The following is a 17,900-nucleotide window of genomic DNA, read 5'->3' on the forward strand; positions in this document are numbered from 1 at the left end:
TATTTAACATTTAAGAACTTTCTTGTTGTAGTTGTTTTAGGAACGTAATTTTTTTTTAGCAAAAAGTTATCTACTGTATTCTCAATATGCATAAGCAAGAACACAACAAATTTTAGTCATTCTAATGAATGATAACTAAAATAAGAGTTTAAGCCAGCTTAATTATTTCCATTATCCATAGCCCTTTTAATATCTTCAATGATCTTTGGAATATCCACATCAAGGTTATTCAAATCAATAAACTCAGCATGTTCTGTTTCAATCTTATTTTTTTTGATCAGATTTAAATTAGAAGTGTGTTGGAAAAATGGGTAAAGTTTCTTCTGCAGATTACTCATATCTTCTTTCAGGATAATACCGTTGCCTTCCTCTATTATCGTGTAAGGTGCGAGTTCGGTGTTATTGACAGTTCCTGTAATAAATATAATAGGGATCGGAAGTAAGCTTTGAGAAACATATTGGAGTACATCTAGCCCGTTAAAACTATTGAGCTGATAGTCCGAAAGAATAATATCAGGTCGGAACATCTCAATAACGTTAATGGTCTCATCATAGAGCGTAGAAATTTGTATTGAAGGTTTGCTTATAATTTTTCTGATATGATATGAAATCAGCTCAGCATCAGCAATGTTATCTTCCACAATCAGTATTTTTAATGGTAAGTCAAGCATTGGGTGTGTAATTATTGTGAAATAGTATAATGAAATAAAATTCTAAGAGCATGTTTGGAATATATATTTTAGAAGTAAAAATTCCATTTTAGGTTGTGAGGAAATGAATTTCAGAGAAAATAGTGGTGCTATAGTTGATGAAATTAATAAACTCACGTTCTGAAAGGGTGGATTTTTATAAAATAGATATTTCAAACGTACTTTAAGTAGATAAGATTAGCTTACGATGAGTAAAATAAATATAATCTTTGTAAATTATACTATCACATATCTACTTATGGTTATTTCTCAGACGCTAAAATATAAATATTACCTTTTAAGATGAAAAAATTAATATCTAATCTCATCAATATGGGAACAGGTATTGGCTATGACTTTGAAACAGAAAAAAAAATACGATTAACGAATCTATTATCATTGGTTTCTAGCCTCTTTGCCCTGTTTATGTTTATGGACTTTATGACTTCAGGACTATCTATTTATGTCTGTTTATCAGTGTTGTCCCTCTTTTTTATTCTTATTTTCATTCCCATCCTTCATCAGAAGGAATTTAAGCTTTTTCCTCGATTATTGTACTGTGTTTATTCACTCGTCAATGTAATAATTCTCAGTGTAGTGATGGGACCTGACGTACAATCGCAGTATTTTTTATTTGCTTATTTGGGATTGCCAATGGTGATTTTTGGATATGAAATGGGGAATCTGAAGGTGGTTTTATCACTGTTGGGATTAGTCGTTTTTCTTTATCTTGAATGGCATTTCGTTAATTTTAAACCTCTTATTGAGGTGCCTGAAGAACTTGTTTATTCTCAACGGTTGATCAATAATATTATCACTATTCTGGTAGTTATTTTACTTTACTATTTTCTCAACAGGGAAAATAAAAGGTATGTTGATCAAGTAAAAGACAGTATTTTTAAAGAAGAACAAAGTAAGTCTTTAGAGTACTTTGCATATCTCTCTCATGATTTAAAAGAACCTCTTCGTTCCGTGTCTGGTTTTACCAATATCATAAAGATGGAATATCATGATGAAGAAAATAAGGAACTGAATAAGTATTTTGGCTTTATAGAAAATGGTGTTGAGAAGATGAATACTTTAATTGACTCATTATCTCAGTTAGCCACTTCAGGGAAAACTTCTGATCTGAAAAAGATAGATCTGAATTTTGTATTGGAAGAGGTGAAAATAATGTTGAATGAAATGATTATGGACAAACAGGCGATCATTCAAGCAAAAAATCTACCCATCATACTGTGTTATACAACAGATATCAAACAAATATTCTCCAACCTTATTTCCAATGCGATCAAGTATCAAAAGGAAGGGAATCGTCCTGTTGTAAAGATTTCATGTTTGGAGAAAAAAGACGATTGGGAGTTCTGTATTGAAGACAACGGTATTGGTATAACTGAGGGTAATCAAGAGCGGATTTTCAAGTTTTTTACAAGGTTGCATTCTGATGTGGAATATGAGGGCAGTGGTTTAGGTCTTAGTTTTTGTAAAAATTTGGTGGATAGACATTTTGGTAATATGTGGGTTGAAAGTGAAGTGGGACAAGGAAGTAAATTTTACTTTACAATTTCTAAACAGCTTAGAAAGGAAGGTGTGACAAGGGCAGAATTAGGGAATTATAAAAATATGGAGATAAGACCTAATAGAAGTGATGCAGTTTAGATTACACCCCTAAAAAAGAGGTTGTATTTATGTTTTCATAAAAAACTCCCCTTATATCAGTTGTTTTTTTTCATTCAGAAACTATAGTAATATACTATGTTTGTCTTAGAAGATAATTGTTGAAGAGAGACCGGCTTGAATATTTATTTTCTGTGAAATGAATTGAAATAAATCACTAAGATTTAATTGATGAAATCTTTAAATACTACCTATTGCCTGCTATTGCTGATGGTTTTAGGCACTTTTTCGAACTCTCTACTTTTTGCTAAAGATTATTCAGTTTTGGATTATGGTGCTGTTGCTGATGGTGCGACAATAGATACCAAAGCCGTTCAAAAGGCCATTAATACATGTAGTGAGAATGGAGGAGGAAGAGTGATTATTCCTTCAGGAAAAGTAGTGCAAATAGGTACTATTTATCTCAAAGATCATGTCACACTTTTCATTGAAAATGGAGCTACTTTATTAGGTTCTCCCAACATTGAAGATTATACCAAAGACACACACAAAAACAGATATAAAAATGAGCCTCATATGGACCGTTGTCTCATCTTTGCTGAAAATGCCCATTATTTCGGTATAGAAGGCAGAGGAACAATTGACGGTAATGGGCATCCAAAAAACTTCAATAGAAAAACAGGCAGACCAATGCTGATCCGCTTTCTGAATTGCTCAAACATTCAAATGCGATCGGTACAGCTTATCAACCCTGCTGCATGGACTTCGGCTTGGATCAATTGTGAGGAAATAGTAGTAGAAGGAATACGCATCAAAAGCCGTGTAAATCACAATGGAGACGGTTTGGATTTTGATGGTTGCAGGAATGTGATGGTGTCCAATTGTTCTTTTGATACCAGCGACGATTGTATTTGCCTGCAAGCTTCTGACCCTGAAAGAAGTTGCGAAGATGTAGTGATCAATAACTGTATTTTTGAAAGTAAATGGGCTGGAATTCGCATTGGTTTACTATCAAGAGGCGATTTTGAAAGAGTAAATGTGATGAATTGCACCTTTAAGAACATAAAGGACAGTGGCTTGAAAATTCAGATGAATGAGGGAGGAGTGATGAAGAATATGACTTTTTCCAATATGACAATGACCAACGTACCTCGTCCTATTTTTATGACTTTCTGCCAGCAAAGAGCACATGTTGATGCTCCTGAAGAATTGGCACCAATGAATTATATGGGGGATATGACTTTTGCCAATTTCCAGATTGATAATAGCATGGTAGAGAAGAACGCTGTGATTGCAATGACGGGTTTGCCCAAGGGAATTATTAAAAACATTACGCTGAGAAATATAAATATGCACATAGCAGGTGAAGAAATTACTGGCGAAATCGCAAAAGAAAACGTACAGGAATTGACCGTTGATGTTATGGAAGGGTGGTGGCCCGAATTCAGAAGATTAGGTGGAACTTTGCCTGCTTCAGGGATTTATCTGAGACACATGGATGGCGTATTTTTAGAGGGCATTAAATTATTTACAGACAAGAACGATAAAAGACCTCCTATTGTGATGGATGATGTAAAGCATTTTGACATTAACCGTTGTTTTTTAAATGGAGAGAGAATAGAGTCTAAATTAGATAATTAATTCATTAAGGGATTTTCTAAATATAAGTACTGTGACAAAAGTAAAGGTACATTTTATCTTATCTTTTTTATCCTACTCTTCGTTAGATTTTTATCGCGTAACTAAGGCTATGCTCTGCAAATCTGCCTTGATTAGAATAAAAAATATTAAACTAAAATCATCCCTTTTCTTCTGTCACAGTACTTAAGTAATAGGACAGAAGAAAAGGGACTTTTTGAATGAAGAGTTAAGAATGAAGAAAAGTTGATCAGTACTATGGTCCATGTGAACGTTGCAGTACAACATCTCTGCAACGGTTTCCGTCATAAAGATAAGCTTGTATGCCAGAACAAGAAACATTTTTCTTCATTCTTAATGCTTCATTAAAAACACTCGTTTTCACTACCCTGTTTTTTCTAAAAAAGCCTTCGCACAATTTGTAAGTTTATATAGAAAGACTTATTCTTGTGTTTGTAAACAAAACTTAATGAAGCTAACTATGAAAGAGCAAACAACTATTGCTACCCTTATTGAGGTAGTCTCATTGAACTTGTGTAAAAGCAGACTGAACATAAAGGAAGATTTAAACTTTTATTGCTGAAATAGGAGACTTTTAAAAAAACTCATAAGCTATTGATCATGCAAAGACATCATTAATTTTTCTCATGCTACCATAGTCTATTGCAACATGTAGTATTTATCAAGAAGTATAAACTTCTCAATCTGATTATTAAAAAAAGTTAGCTAATGTCAAGAACTGCTTGATGTTATGGTAATAATTTTTTGTCAAACCCTCTTTAAATATTATGTTTCTAACAAAAAAACAACTATTACTATTATCATTTTTGATAGTATCATTTTTTTCATGCCAAAATGAAGAAGAATCATCACCTACTGGAACCGCTAGTTTTAGGCTGTCCGTTCAAGATGAGAACATCGTAAATATCGGCAGAATTCAATCTGTGTCAACTGATGATTTTGTGATAGCAATCATCGATAAAAGCAACGATCAAGAAGTGGCTTCTTATCCTCGATTTGCCGATATGCCTTCCTCTATTTCTCTTGTTCAAGGGGAATATAAGGTAACCGCTTCATCTGGTACAGAAACAGCAGCAGATTTCGACAATCCTGTGTACTATGGTGAATCAGATTTATCCATTACAGCAGGAGAAACAAGTACTGTTTCAATTGAGTGTGTGCTTTCAAATATCAAAGTCCAAATTACGCATACTGAAGATGCAATGACACGTTTCTCAGATGTCTATACAGAAGTAAGTACAGAAAATGGAACATTGACTTTTACGCAAGGAGAATCTCGCTTTGGATATTTTTCTGCGGATGGAGATCTTACAACGCTAACTGTCAATATCTATTATACTCAAGGTGGGGTTGAGACAACTACTACAAAAACGTATGATGCTAGTACCAATGACTACTTTGATATTATGATTAATGCCTCTTTAGATGGGGAAGCAGGTGTTGATGTTGCAGTAGGAGATGAGAACGTGATTGAAGATGAAATCTTGATCGGCGAATTCTCTGACCGAGACATTTTGATGGCCCTATATAATTCCACTGACGGAGAAAATTGGAGTCACAATTTCAATTGGGGAAGTGATGAACCATTAAATCAATGGAGTGGAATAAGTACTGATAATGGTTTTGTCACTCGCATAGATTTAAGTTACAGAAACTTATCTGGTGAAATTCCTGCTGCTTTAGGTAAGCTTACGAATTTAAGATATTTGAATTTATCTAATAATCAACTTACTGGTGGACTTCCCTCAGCATTGGGTGATCTTTCTAATTTGAAAGAGATGATTTTGTATGATAATCAACTTACGGGTGAGATACCATCTGATTTAAGTAAGCTTTCAAAATTGGAAAACTTAGAATTATCTATAAATCAATTTACTAGTGTACCTACAGCCTTAGGTAATCTTACCAATTTGAAAGTGTTAACTTTATCGGCTAATCCATTAACTGAAGTTCCCACAACTTTAGGTAATCTTACTAACTTGGAAAGACTGAGCATGTCCAATAGTCAATTAACTATAATTACTGTTGAGATAGGTAATCTTACTAATTTGAAAAATCTGGTTTTGACAGGTACTAAAATCACTGAAATTCCTTCATCTATAGGTAATCTTACCAAATTAGAATATTTGAATTTGGAAAATAATCAGTTAGTTGATATTCCTGTTGAATTTGGTAGTTTGACTAATTTGAGATCTTTGTATATGAGAGATAATCAGCTTACTGGTGAAATTCCTGCCTCATTAGGAAATCTGACAAACCTAAAGGAGATGCTTCTGTTTAATAATAAACTTACTGGTGAAATTCCTGCTACTTTAGGTAATCTTACCAATTTAGAGATGATGGATTTATCCAATAATCAGCTTACCGGTCAAATTCCTTCAGAATTAGGAAACCTTAGCAGTTTAGAATATATGTATTTGTATAAAAATCAATTGACAGGAACAATCCCATCAGCGTTAGGTAGTTTACCCAATTTACTAGATTTGTATTTGTATGAGAATGACCTCTCTGGTGAAATTCCTTCAGAATTGGCTAATATCACCACGTTGGAATATTTGTATTTGAGATCAAATCAGCTTACAGGTCCTATACCTCAGGCTATCGTTGATGTCATCCTATCTAATGGAGGTTCATTTCTTGTTGATCCTGAAAATGTCCCTTTATAATATAATTTAGTTAAGAGTTAAGAGTTAAGAGTTAAGAGTTAAGAATTAAGAGGGAAGAGTTAACAAGTGTGCTTCATTAAGAAAAATGACAAATCTTGTTGGTATATAATAGTTTTAGAATTACATACTAAAGCTAATCAACACCACGAACCACCTTAACTCTTAACTCTTCCCTCAATCTATTGCTTAATGATCTTTCTGCACTTTTTTCCATTTTCAGAAACGACAGAAAGAATATAGACACCATTTTTTAACCCAGAAATATCAATAGTTCTTTGATCTGATGAGATCAAAACTTCTCCAGAAAGAGAAATAATTTGGTAGTTATCCTTTGCACTTAGTCCATTGATGTGTAATAGATTATCAGTTGGAACAGGATAAACTTGTAATTCTTCATCAAGACTACCAAAGCCTAGTGGTTCGTCCACATTTCCATCATTAAAAACAGAACGTTTTACAGAAGTAGATAAATCAAATGTTTTTAGAATCATTGTCGTCACATGACCGCCAGCGTCGTTGAAATTTAGCGTGATGTTATTGTTTTCTTTCAGTAAATCATAAGGAACAGGTACTTCAATCACACCGAAGAAACGGTCTCTGTAAGGTTGTTCGTTGCCCTTCCAATCCTTAGGGAAAGGAATAGTAGTGTCGTTTACAGTTAAAGTAGGCGAAAGTGATTTATCAAGATCACGACCTAAACCTATTTTTAAGATCGCTTCACCATGTTCTGTCTTAGTTACATTGTTGATGCTGAAGTGAATGTTTGTATTTGCTTTGATTTCCTGAAGGTAAGAAGTGGCGTAAAAATCTTGTTCTTTCTTAGTCTCATTAATATCAAAAGTATTTGCAAAAGTATATTCCAGAATCATCGTTGCTTCAGATCCCAATGTGACCTCATCCAGGTGTTCTGTATGATTTGTAGTATCCAACTGCGTCAATAAATTCGTCTCATAGGCATGTTTTACCATGATATTTTCTACTGGATAGTTTGAAAGCTCACTGATATTCAATTGTACTTTTCTTTCTTCTTGATCAAGGTTGCTTAGGATTAGGTATACTTTTTTACCATCAACATAGGCATCAGAAAGAAGGTCAAAATCAGTAGATTTAGTATCAATTCTTGTTCCTTTTACATTGGCCCAAAGTTGGAAAAACTTGATAAAATCAGTGTATACATAACCAGAATGAGGTGTTTCTCCTTCTACTTCTCCAATTTCTCTCATCAATCTTGGACCATAAGCGTTATATTCATCTTCTGCCTTATTATGAGCCCAAGAAGCTTTCGTCAATACAAAAGGAATGGCATTGATAATCTGATCTTGTCTTTTCAGAAGTTGAAGCATCATAGAAGAGAAAGAACGTACATTGTACCAATCCCTTTCTGGGTAGTAAGGACCATCACAGTCCGGGCAGAACCATCCATATTCTGAAATAGACCAAGGTTTTACCTCGCCAAGACTAATCACACTATAATGATTAATCATATCCATGATTGCCTCAATATTGCTTCCTTTTCTTTGTTTTTCATCCATAGTGGCAGGATCACCCACATAGTCATAAAGGTGGAAAGAGAAGAAATCCATATTTTCACCCGCTTCATCAATAAACATTCTCCAGTTATTATCCCAATGTTTGAAATTACTGCTTTCAAAGGCAGGGTGTGCTGCTGTATAACCACCAACCAACACATCAGGGTGATCTTTCTTCACACGTTGAGCCACCACATTGTGCATTTTTGCAATTTCAAGATTGGTAGTACCATATTGATTTGCTTTTACAAAAGGCTCGTTCAATACCTCCAACATCAGTGGCTTTTGCTTTCCTGTTGTTCCGCCAGTTCCAAAATAATAAGTCAGGTAGTTGCTGTAAAAGTCAGCAACAGCCTCATAACCATCATATTCCCATGGAGTAGCATCACTACAGCATGAACTCGGTTTTGTTTTTTGTCCGTTCGGAAACATCGGCGACATTTGCCCACCTTCCATACTTGTCACAGTACGATGTTCTAGAAGATGTGCAGAAGTTTTTTTTGCATAATGATCTCTAGACTGTTTTCCTTTTTCTTGAAGATGTTGTAGATCCGGCCAGCCTTTTTTATTCGGATCTTCACGCACCTGATTGAATTCCCAAATAATAGAACCATTGTTACGTCCTAAATAAACATCATAGTCATTTAAGAAAGAAGCCCTTTGCTCGTCGCTGTCCCATTCATTACCTATGATACTTTCATGAAAGACCATATATTTAGACCTGTCGAATTCAGCACTGTTCCCCACAATGTGCTTCATATTCAGGTTGATGTCGAGTGTGTCTTGTGCCATAGCAGTACCGCTGATGCTCAAGCCATAGAGAAGTAATAGAAGTAAGTTTTTCATCTCATTTATAAAATTTAATTTATCATACTTAAATAAAAAATCTGATAAACAAGGCTTTTCATAAAAACTGAAACTGTTTAAAGTCTTAAGTTGAATGCGTGAATTAATTGGACCTATACCTAAAAGTCTGAAGACTTAGACTAGCCAATGTTTTTTGTGAAGCCCTGATCTGATAAGAGAAGTAAGTACTAGGATGAAAGTAACGGGGTGTTTCTTGCACCATAGTTAAAACTATGGGCAGGTGATAGGGCAACCTAATCAAGACTAAAGTCTTGAAGGTTGGCAACGAAGACAACACTTTAGTGTTGTTGGAGTCAATATCACTAGCCCATGACTTCAGTCATGGTGCACGTAATTATTGTTTCATTTCTTCTGTCCTAGTGCTTATGCTCTTTTTCCAATATTACAGCATTGAAATTCATAACGCTCAAATTAATTCAAGGGAATACTAGGGGTAAATTTTTGAAATGAATGCAAAGCCATCAAGTAGTTTGTTGTTCAGAAAAAGTCTAGTTGTTAATTCTGCTTTATTTAATTATCGAATAACGGTTAATTGAAACTGTAAATATTGAAAAAGGGGGAGTAAAGGTGAATTAAAAAGTGGGATAATAGAGAAATGGAAACAAATTGATTTTTTTATTCAACGGATGAAGCGGTTTTTCCTCGTAAAACCAATTACAATTTCTTGATTTTTGAAAACCTGACTGGTTGCTTAGATATGCAAGATGGGCATATAAAACAGGTTATTATAATTTCACCCTCATGAAAGCCCTTTTTTCTTCCCTCTAGATTATTATCAAACATATACCTTTAGGTAGTTAAGTCAAAGGAAATAACATTTGAAGGAAGAATTAAGAATGTAGAATGAAGAAAAAAATGGTTTGTTTTTAGAGTATAGATGCCATCTGTAGGGATGTTGTAATGCAGCATTCAAACGTAACAGAACACAAACCACCTTAACTCTTCATTCTTAACTCTTAACTAAAAATTTGTTCCTAGTACTTAATTCTTCATTAAAAAAAACATTCGTAGAACTTTTTGAGCGTTAAGAAATGAAATTGAAAACAGTACAATATTGGATTTCGGGTCTTCTTCTATCTTTGCCATTATTTTATTTAATAGGGTGTGAAGATGGAAATGAAAAACCTAATGTAATTTTGATAGTAACAGACGACCAAGGTTATGGTGACATACAAGCACATGGAAACAAAGACATCAATACACCGCAAATGGATTTACTGCACAGTGAAAGTTTACGATTGACAAACTTTCATGTAAGTCCTACTTGCGCACCTACAAGAAGTGCTTTAATGACGGGTAGAGATTGTAATAGAGTGGGTGTATGGCATACCGTTATGGGCAGATCAATGCTTTATGAAGATGAGGTGACAATGGCCGATATCTTCTCTGAAAATAATTATGCTACGGCAATGTTTGGCAAGTGGCACTTGGGTGACAACTATCCTTTTGCTCCACATTACAGAGGTTTTCAAGAAGCCTTTTTCCATGGTGGCGGAGGTGTAGGGCAAACGCCGGACTATTGGAATAACGATTATTTTGATGATGTGTATTTAAGAAATGGCAAAGAAGAAAAAGCCAATGGTTACTGTACTGATGTGTGGTTCAAAGAGGCATTAAGTTTTATAGAGAAGAACAAGGACAGTAAAAAACCATTTTTCTGTTATATAGCTACTAACGCTCCGCATGGTCCATTAAACGTTCCTGCAGAATATGCAAAACCTTACCTTGATAAGGGGATTCCAAAGAGCAGAGCGAAGTTTTATGGAATGATTGAAAACATCGACATCAATCTAGGACAATTAAGAGCTAAACTCAAAGAGTGGAAAATCGAAGACAATACGATCTTGATTTTCATGTCGGACAATGGCACAGCTTATGGAGCAGGATTCAAAGGAAAAGAATTGAAAGGGGGCTATAACGCCAATATGAGAGGAACAAAAGGAAGTGCTTATGATGGAGGACACAGAGTGCCATTTTATATACATTGGAAAAATGGTGGTTTGAACGTAGGCAAGGATATGGATTTCCTTTCAGCACACCTTGATGTTTTACCGACATTGATGGAATTATGTAATTTGAAATCATCGAAAAAAATTGAGTTTGATGGTATGGACATTACACAAGTGATCAAAGGCGAGGAAGAAGCTATGAAAAAATCAAAGGAAAGAGTATTGATCGGTGATTCCCAACGTATCGTTTACCCTGAAAAATGGCGTAACTCTTATGTGATGAACGGGCAGTGGAGATTGATCAACGGTGAAGAATTATATGACCTTTCGAAAGACCCATCACAGTTGAATGATATTGCCAAAGAGAATGCAGGAAAAGTAGCCGCATTGCGTAAAGCATACGAAGCAAACTGGGCTTCTATTTCACCTACTTTCCAAAACTTCCCTTATATCAAACTAGGAACAAAAGAAGAACCACATTCAATGCTTACAGCCCATGATTGGCATATCAGTGAGGAACAGCCTATTGCATGGAATCAGAAATTGATCCGTAAAGGTGTGGGCATTGATGGAGAATGGAGAGTAGATTTTACAAAAGCAGGAAAATACAAAATCGCATTGAGCAGATGGCCAAAAGAAGCTGATTTAGCAATAGATGCTTCTGCTCCAAAATTCGTTTCTGATGCACCAGATTATATCCTTCCAGAAGGAAAGAAATTTACATTCAAAAGTGCTAAACTAAGAATCGGTGACAAAACCTGGGAACAAACAGTACCTCCAAATTCGAAAAGCGTTGTTTTTGAGGTGGAAGTACCAAAAGGAGAAACTACAATGCAAGCCACTTTTACAACCTCTGATAATACACCTAAAGGGGCGTACTATGTTTATGTAGATAATATAGGCTGAAGTCTCAATTAATGAGAGTCATTTTTTGAACGTTGAAGAAAACTAAAGAGATAAGAATAATCTAATTATAACCAATTAAATGAATAGAAAAGAAAAACTTTTGATGCTTGTCATGATGATAGCGACCTTTCCTACTTTTGGACAAAAATATAACCCAGCCTATCGATATGCAGATGCTTACAAGCAATATCAAAATGCCAACTGCCCATTAGAAAAAGACAGTATTAAACATTTTGTCTATTTTTCCCGTGATAGAGCATTGATACATGACCATGTCTTTTTGCAGGTACAAAGATTAGAAGGAGCCCAAATTATGTATTCTTGGCGTGAATTAGAACCCAAAAAGGGAGAGTACGATTTTTCAATGATTCATGAAGACTACAAATACTTAACTTCTTATGGTAAAAAACTATTTATTCAGTTACAAGATGTGTCATTTAGAGCGAGCTACAAAGCTGTTCCAGGTTATTTACTGACAGATGAATTTGATGGTGGGTGTGTTGCTTCCAATGAAGAAGAAGGTTGGGTTGCTAAAAGGTGGAATCCTAAAGTACAAGACCGCTGGGCAAAGTTATTAGTAGCCTTAGGAAAGGAATTTGATGGGAAAATAGAAGGGATCAATTTGCAGGAAACAGCGGCAGGTTCGAGTGATGAAAAGGATACTTCATTTACCCCTGAGCGTTATGTTGAATGCATCAAAGAAAATATGTCTGCTTTAAAAACTGCTTTCCCAAATTCCGTAACCATGCAGTATGCTAATTTTATGCCCGGTGAATGGTTGCCATGGGATGATAAAGGATATTTGCGAGCTATATATCAGTATGGAAATGATATTGGTGTTGGTTTAGGCGGACCTGATTTAATGGTGCATAGAAAAGGGCAACTTAATCATTTGATTACCATGATGCATGAGAATGTGTATACAGTTCCTCTAGGAATCGCAATTCAAGATGGGAATTATACGGGTAAAACTGGAGCAGATAAAGATTATAATGAAAAGAAGGATAATGGAAAGAATCGTGATAATAACATCGTTCCATTATTACATGCATTTGCAAAAGATTTTCTTAAAGTAAATTATATGTTTTGGGTGAATCAAGAACCTTATTTTACGGGGGATGTTGTTCCTTGTTTGAATAATTAATGGGTAGATAAATGTATGTTAATACTTTGTAAATGAAATATCAGAATACATTTGCTTTACCGAACTTATACAAACTGTATATTTTCAAAGTGAATACATTTTAACCTTGTAGTTAGTGTATTCCCTTTTATTTATTAATTTTATAATCAGATAGACTTTTTTAAGAGTCTCTTTCATCAATAATAAAGACAAACTATGACTAACGACCACAAAAGAATAAATGAACTTGAGGTCAAATTTCAATTACTGGTGGACAAGCAAAATTCTTTTGCTGCTGATATAAACCATTTAAAATATGAAATTAATCAATTAAAAATTTCTATTTCAAAAGCGGATACAGAGATTGAAACTAAACCTTTGACTGATGAACCTGATAAAAGCATTCAAAAGGAAAAAGAAATTATAAATCAGCCAATGTATTCGAAGGTGAGAGCCCCAAACCCTTTGGTCATAAGGCATCCGCAATCTAAGCCAAAGCCCGTCGGGAAATCTAATTTAGAGAAATTTATAGGTGAAAACCTTATCAATAAAATTGGTATACTTATACTAATCATTGGTATTGGCATCGGAGGAAAATACTCTATAGATAATGAATTAATAAGCCCTGTAACTCGAATTATTTTGGGTTATTTAGCAAGTTTTAGTCTTTTAGGTTTTGGTATAAAATTAAAAGAAAAATACACCAATTACAGTGCTGTATTGGTTAGTGGAGCCATTGCCATAATGTATTTTATGACTTTTATGGCACACAGTTTATACGATCTCATTCCTGTGAGTGTTACCTTTGTGATGATGGTTATTTTTACCATTTTCACTGCCATAGCATCATTGCATTACAATAAACAAGTATTGGCAATTATAGGATTAGTGGGTGCTTACGCCGTTCCTTTCTTATTGAGTAATGGTGATGGAAATACGAATATCTTTTTCTCCTATATTGCTGTTATTAATATTGGAATACTATTTCTTGCTTTCAAAAAATATTGGACGATCCTTCAGAAATTGTCTTTTGGTATTACATGGGTGATCTATCTTCTCTGGATATCTGAAAACAGTCATGATGCAGATGTTTACACATCGTCAATATTTTTATTTATTTATTTTGCCACTTTCTATACAGCCTTTCTTGCCTATAAATTATTGCACAAAGAAGAATTTAAGCTCTTAGATATTTTCCTAATTCTTAGCAATGCTTTTCTCTTTTATGGTTTAGGATTTAGCATTATTGATGATCATGGAGGAGAGAATTACTTAGGTTTGTATACTTTATTAAATGCATGTATTCATTTTGGAGTAAGTTTCCTATTGTATACAAAGAAAGAAGTTGATAGAAATGTGTTTTATCTTGCCACTGCATTAGTACTTACTTTTATTACGATTGCTATTCCTGTCCAATTCAATGGCAATGGAGTAACATTACTATGGGTAGGTGAAGCGACAATTCTTTTCTGGATTGGAAGAACCAAAAAGATCTATTTCTATGAAAAACTTTCTTATCCGTTGATGCTTTTGGCTTTCGTCAGCATGTTTGAAGATTATCATACAGCTTATGGTCAATATTATGGTGATAATGAGGAATTGAAAATTAACTTCTTGTTGAATGTACAGTTCTTATGTTCTGTTTTATTTATTGCAGGTTTTTCATTTATCAATTACATACACCTTAAAACACTTCCTCAAAAAGAGATTTCACCTAAAGACACCTTAACCAAATTGGTTTCAATAGGAATACCATCAATCTTGATGATTATTGCCTACCTATCCCTCTTTTATGAAATAGATAACTATTGGGATCAGTTGTATATTGATTCTATAATCTCAACTCCGGAAGGTAGTACGATTAGAAATTATGATTTAAACAAATTCTCAGAACTTTGGTTAATCAACTATACCATCTTTTTCGGGGCTATGCTTTCTATTTTGAACTATAAAAAAGTGAGAAATAAAGCCTTTGCCAAATTAAACTTTATCGTTGTTTCTTTCTCTATATTCCTTTTCCTAATTGTGGGTACAATTAAAATTGGAGCGTTAAGATCACACTATATTTCTCAATACAATGCAGAATACTATAATATAGGGATCATGAATATTGGAATTCGATATGTTTCAATTCTATTAATTGCCCTTGTCCTATTTGTATTACATAAAAACAATACCTTTTTCAAAGGGAAGGTCATCTTTACAAAAGCATATGACTTCCTACTGTATTTTACAGTTTTATGTATTCTAAGTAATGAGCTTATTCATTGGATGGAATTAAGTGAATCTACACAATCTGATAAATTAGGCTTAAGTATATTATGGGGTATTTATGCTTTAGTGATGATTGGAATAGGGATATGGAAGAAAATTAAACACGTAAGGATGGGTGCGATTGCTTTGTTTGGAATCACATTATTCAAACTTTTCTTTTATGATATAGCAGACCTAAACACAATTGCCAAAACCATAGTCTTTGTTTCTCTAGGCGTCCTTCTATTAATTATATCATTTTTATACAACAAATATAAAACAGTCATTTTCAATGAAGATAATAATGAATAGGTACCTGTTACTGCTATTATGGGTTTCGGTGGCTCATATGGGATTTAGTCAAGTGAAAAAATATAATTATTACAAGGATATTCATGGTGTTCAGGAGGAGTGGCACAAGATAATCTTGACTGATGATATATATGCTAAAACTTCACAGCATCTTCACGATATAAGAATTTATGGATTCGCACCCAATGGAGATACACTTGAGGCTCCTTATATCCTTCAGGCAAAAGAAAATAAAACAATAATCAACAGAATTGCTTTTAAAAGGATTAATGAATCCCATAATGATGAGGGGTATTTTTATACTTTTGAGACGCCGTCAAAAGCAGCCATTAATGAAATCAATCTTACTTTCCGAAAAGATAATTTTGAATGGTTTGTGAATCTAGAAGGCAGTCAAAATCAAGAAAATTGGTATACAATTATTGATGATTACCGCATTTTATCGATCAGAAATAATAGTACTGATTATCATTTTACAGATATCAATTTTCCTAAATCAAAATATAAATATTATCGTCTTCAAATTAAGTCCGCTAAAGATCCTTTACTAACCAAAGTAAGTATTCTTGAAAGTCAGACGATCTCAGGTTCTTTCAATACTTTTAAAGTAGACGACCTTATATATTTGAAAGGTAAGAAGACACAAAGTGAAATTGATGTTGATCTAGGAAAAGTCAGTAGGGTCAATAGCCTAAAGCTAAATATCGACGATAAATTTGACTATTACAGACCCGTCACCATTCAATTTTTAGCGGATAGTTTTCACACTGAAAAAGGATGGAAATACAGTTATAAAACACTTGCAAGAGGCATTGTAAATTCATCAAAAGAAAACGTATTTCACTTTGATCAGAAGACCGTTCGTAAATTGAAAATTATTGTAGACGATAATCAAAATACACCATTAAATATTACTTCTCTCACCGTAAATGAGATCATCAATGAACTTATTATAAGGTTTACAAAAAAGGCAGATTATCGTATCTATTTTAATGCTAAACACCCTAGGAAAACAAATTATGATATCCATTATTTTACTAAAAACATACCGGATTCCTTACAAGAACTTTCTCTTTCTAAGACTTTCTTAATACCAAAAGAAAAGGTGGAAAAAGATAAACCACTCTTTGAAAGTGAATTGTGGATATGGGCATTAATGGCTGTTATTATTATAATATTAGGAGGTTTTTCCTTCAAAATGCTCAATAGTAAAGAGGTCGGCTTGTAGAATTTTTGTAAATAAAGAATGGAGAATAATAGGTTCTTGTTGTGGCTTAGAAACCATTTTACGAACCTTAATTCTTCATGCTTCCCTCTTCATTATTTCCAAAGCAATTGATACTGAAATACTTTTAAGCAAACTATATATCTAAACTAATTACTCTTTCATAATGAATAATATCAAACTGAAACGTTTCTTTTTTTGCTCCGTCATTTTGGGGTCTCTCATTATTTTTTCATTTAATGTGATTCCAATTAAAAAATACTACATCAAAACTGTTGAAGAGAGAAAGGTAAAAGAAGATGGAATAGCTTCAACTATTCCCTTAGGAACAAATCCTAAATTAGTAAATGAAGACTATTGGTTTCAAAATAAAAATTTTGATACACTGTATAATAGTTTCAGTGAAAAGAAGAAAACCGATGTTGATGAGGATGAATATTTCATAGGAGCTAAATATGAAGCTGAAACAAAGCAGAATCAACGATTTTTTGAACATCTCAAAAAAGAAAATCCAGAAATAACTTGTATCACAAGAGTAAATAATGATCTGAAAATTGAGAATTACAATTCATTAATTTTTAAAGGGGATTTCAATGCAGATTTTATAGGTCTGAAAGTAGACGGTTATCATATTGTAATTAAAGGCGAAAAATATGGTTTGATCAATGAAAAGGGAGAAGTTACTATCCCTATAGAGTATGATTTGATTGATGTACCTTCAGAAGGAAAAGTAAGTGCTAAAAAAGGGGATAAATGGGGATATTTAAATCTTAAAGGACAAACAGTAATTCCATTTCATTTTGGTGATGCACAGTTATTTATCGATGGATATGCTCATGTTGTTTCTAATGGAATTGAAGGTGTAATTGATAGTATGGGGAATTGGGTTTCCAATAAAACGGAGAATAATAATTGGCTGAGCAGGTATTTGGTACCCATTGAAAATTTTAACGGGATGATAGCTTTTTCTACTCTACCCGATGATAATTGGATAACTTTCTAAAAAGGAAGAAAAGTTGTTATTTTAAATTTCCTACAAAATAAAACAAACAACTTTTCATGAGCCTTAACTCAGTAGCAAATCTACGAAAAACATTTGATGAAT

General features: G+C 33.7%; 10 protein-coding genes. 8 read left to right on the plus strand and 2 right to left on the minus strand.

Translation table 11 applies throughout. From position 1 onward, the window contains the following. Window positions 1-158: 158 nt before the first annotated feature. Window positions 159-671: a response regulator gene (locus tag HHU12_RS22485; RefSeq protein ID WP_169658990.1), complete on the minus strand. Its 513-nt coding sequence runs from the start codon at window positions 669-671 to the stop codon at window positions 159-161. A 321-nt stretch (window positions 672-992) separates the two neighbouring features. Here HHU12_RS22485 and HHU12_RS22490 point away from each other — a divergent pair, with 321 nt between their 5' ends. From HHU12_RS22490 to HHU12_RS22500, 3 genes are all read left to right on the plus strand, one after another. Beyond that, a complete protein-coding gene (locus HHU12_RS22490) occupies window positions 993-2,348 on the plus strand; it encodes a sensor histidine kinase (protein ID WP_169658991.1) in 1,356 nt (451 codons plus the stop codon). Window positions 2,349-2,537: 189 nt separating this feature from the next. After that, window positions 2,538-3,947, plus strand: a complete 1,410-nt coding sequence (locus HHU12_RS22495) for a glycoside hydrolase family 28 protein (RefSeq protein ID WP_169658992.1) — start codon at window positions 2,538-2,540, stop codon at window positions 3,945-3,947. A gap of 785 nt (window positions 3,948-4,732) precedes the next feature. Further along, the gene (locus HHU12_RS22500) at window positions 4,733-6,631 is read left to right on the plus strand and encodes a leucine-rich repeat domain-containing protein (RefSeq protein ID WP_205959969.1); all 1,899 of its coding nucleotides are present in this window, start codon (window positions 4,733-4,735) and stop codon (window positions 6,629-6,631) included. Between the two features lie 179 nt (window positions 6,632-6,810). On the opposite strand, the gene HHU12_RS22505 is transcribed toward HHU12_RS22500, so the two are convergent. Next, window positions 6,811-9,006, minus strand: coding sequence for a T9SS type A sorting domain-containing protein (locus tag HHU12_RS22505; protein WP_169658994.1), 2,196 nt, complete (start codon window positions 9,004-9,006; stop codon window positions 6,811-6,813). 1,052 nt (window positions 9,007-10,058) lie between these two features. Between HHU12_RS22505 and HHU12_RS22510 the strand changes: the two genes are divergently transcribed. From HHU12_RS22510 to HHU12_RS22530, 5 genes are all read left to right on the plus strand, one after another. Then, on the plus strand, window positions 10,059-11,882 hold the full coding sequence (locus HHU12_RS22510; RefSeq protein ID WP_169658995.1) for an arylsulfatase: 1,824 nt from the start codon (window positions 10,059-10,061) through the stop codon (window positions 11,880-11,882). 79 nt (window positions 11,883-11,961) lie between these two features. Next, window positions 11,962-13,026, plus strand: a complete 1,065-nt coding sequence (locus tag HHU12_RS22515) for a hypothetical protein (protein ID WP_205959970.1) — start codon at window positions 11,962-11,964, stop codon at window positions 13,024-13,026. Window positions 13,027-13,221: 195 nt separating this feature from the next. Continuing rightward, window positions 13,222-15,570: a DUF2339 domain-containing protein gene (locus HHU12_RS22520; protein WP_169658996.1), complete on the plus strand. Its 2,349-nt coding sequence runs from the start codon at window positions 13,222-13,224 to the stop codon at window positions 15,568-15,570. Then, complete coding sequence (locus tag HHU12_RS22525; protein WP_169658997.1) at window positions 15,563-16,798, plus strand: DUF3999 family protein; 1,236 nt, start codon at window positions 15,563-15,565, stop codon at window positions 16,796-16,798. Before HHU12_RS22520 ends, HHU12_RS22525 begins: the two co-directional genes overlap by 8 nt. 163 nt (window positions 16,799-16,961) lie before the next feature. Next, window positions 16,962-17,798: a WG repeat-containing protein gene (locus HHU12_RS22530; RefSeq protein ID WP_205959971.1), complete on the plus strand. Its 837-nt coding sequence runs from the start codon at window positions 16,962-16,964 to the stop codon at window positions 17,796-17,798. Window positions 17,799-17,900: the final 102 nt, after the last annotated feature.

This window comes from Flammeovirga aprica JL-4, from assembly GCF_012844305.1.
GTDB classification, from domain to species: domain Bacteria; phylum Bacteroidota; class Bacteroidia; order Cytophagales; family Flammeovirgaceae; genus Flammeovirga; species Flammeovirga aprica.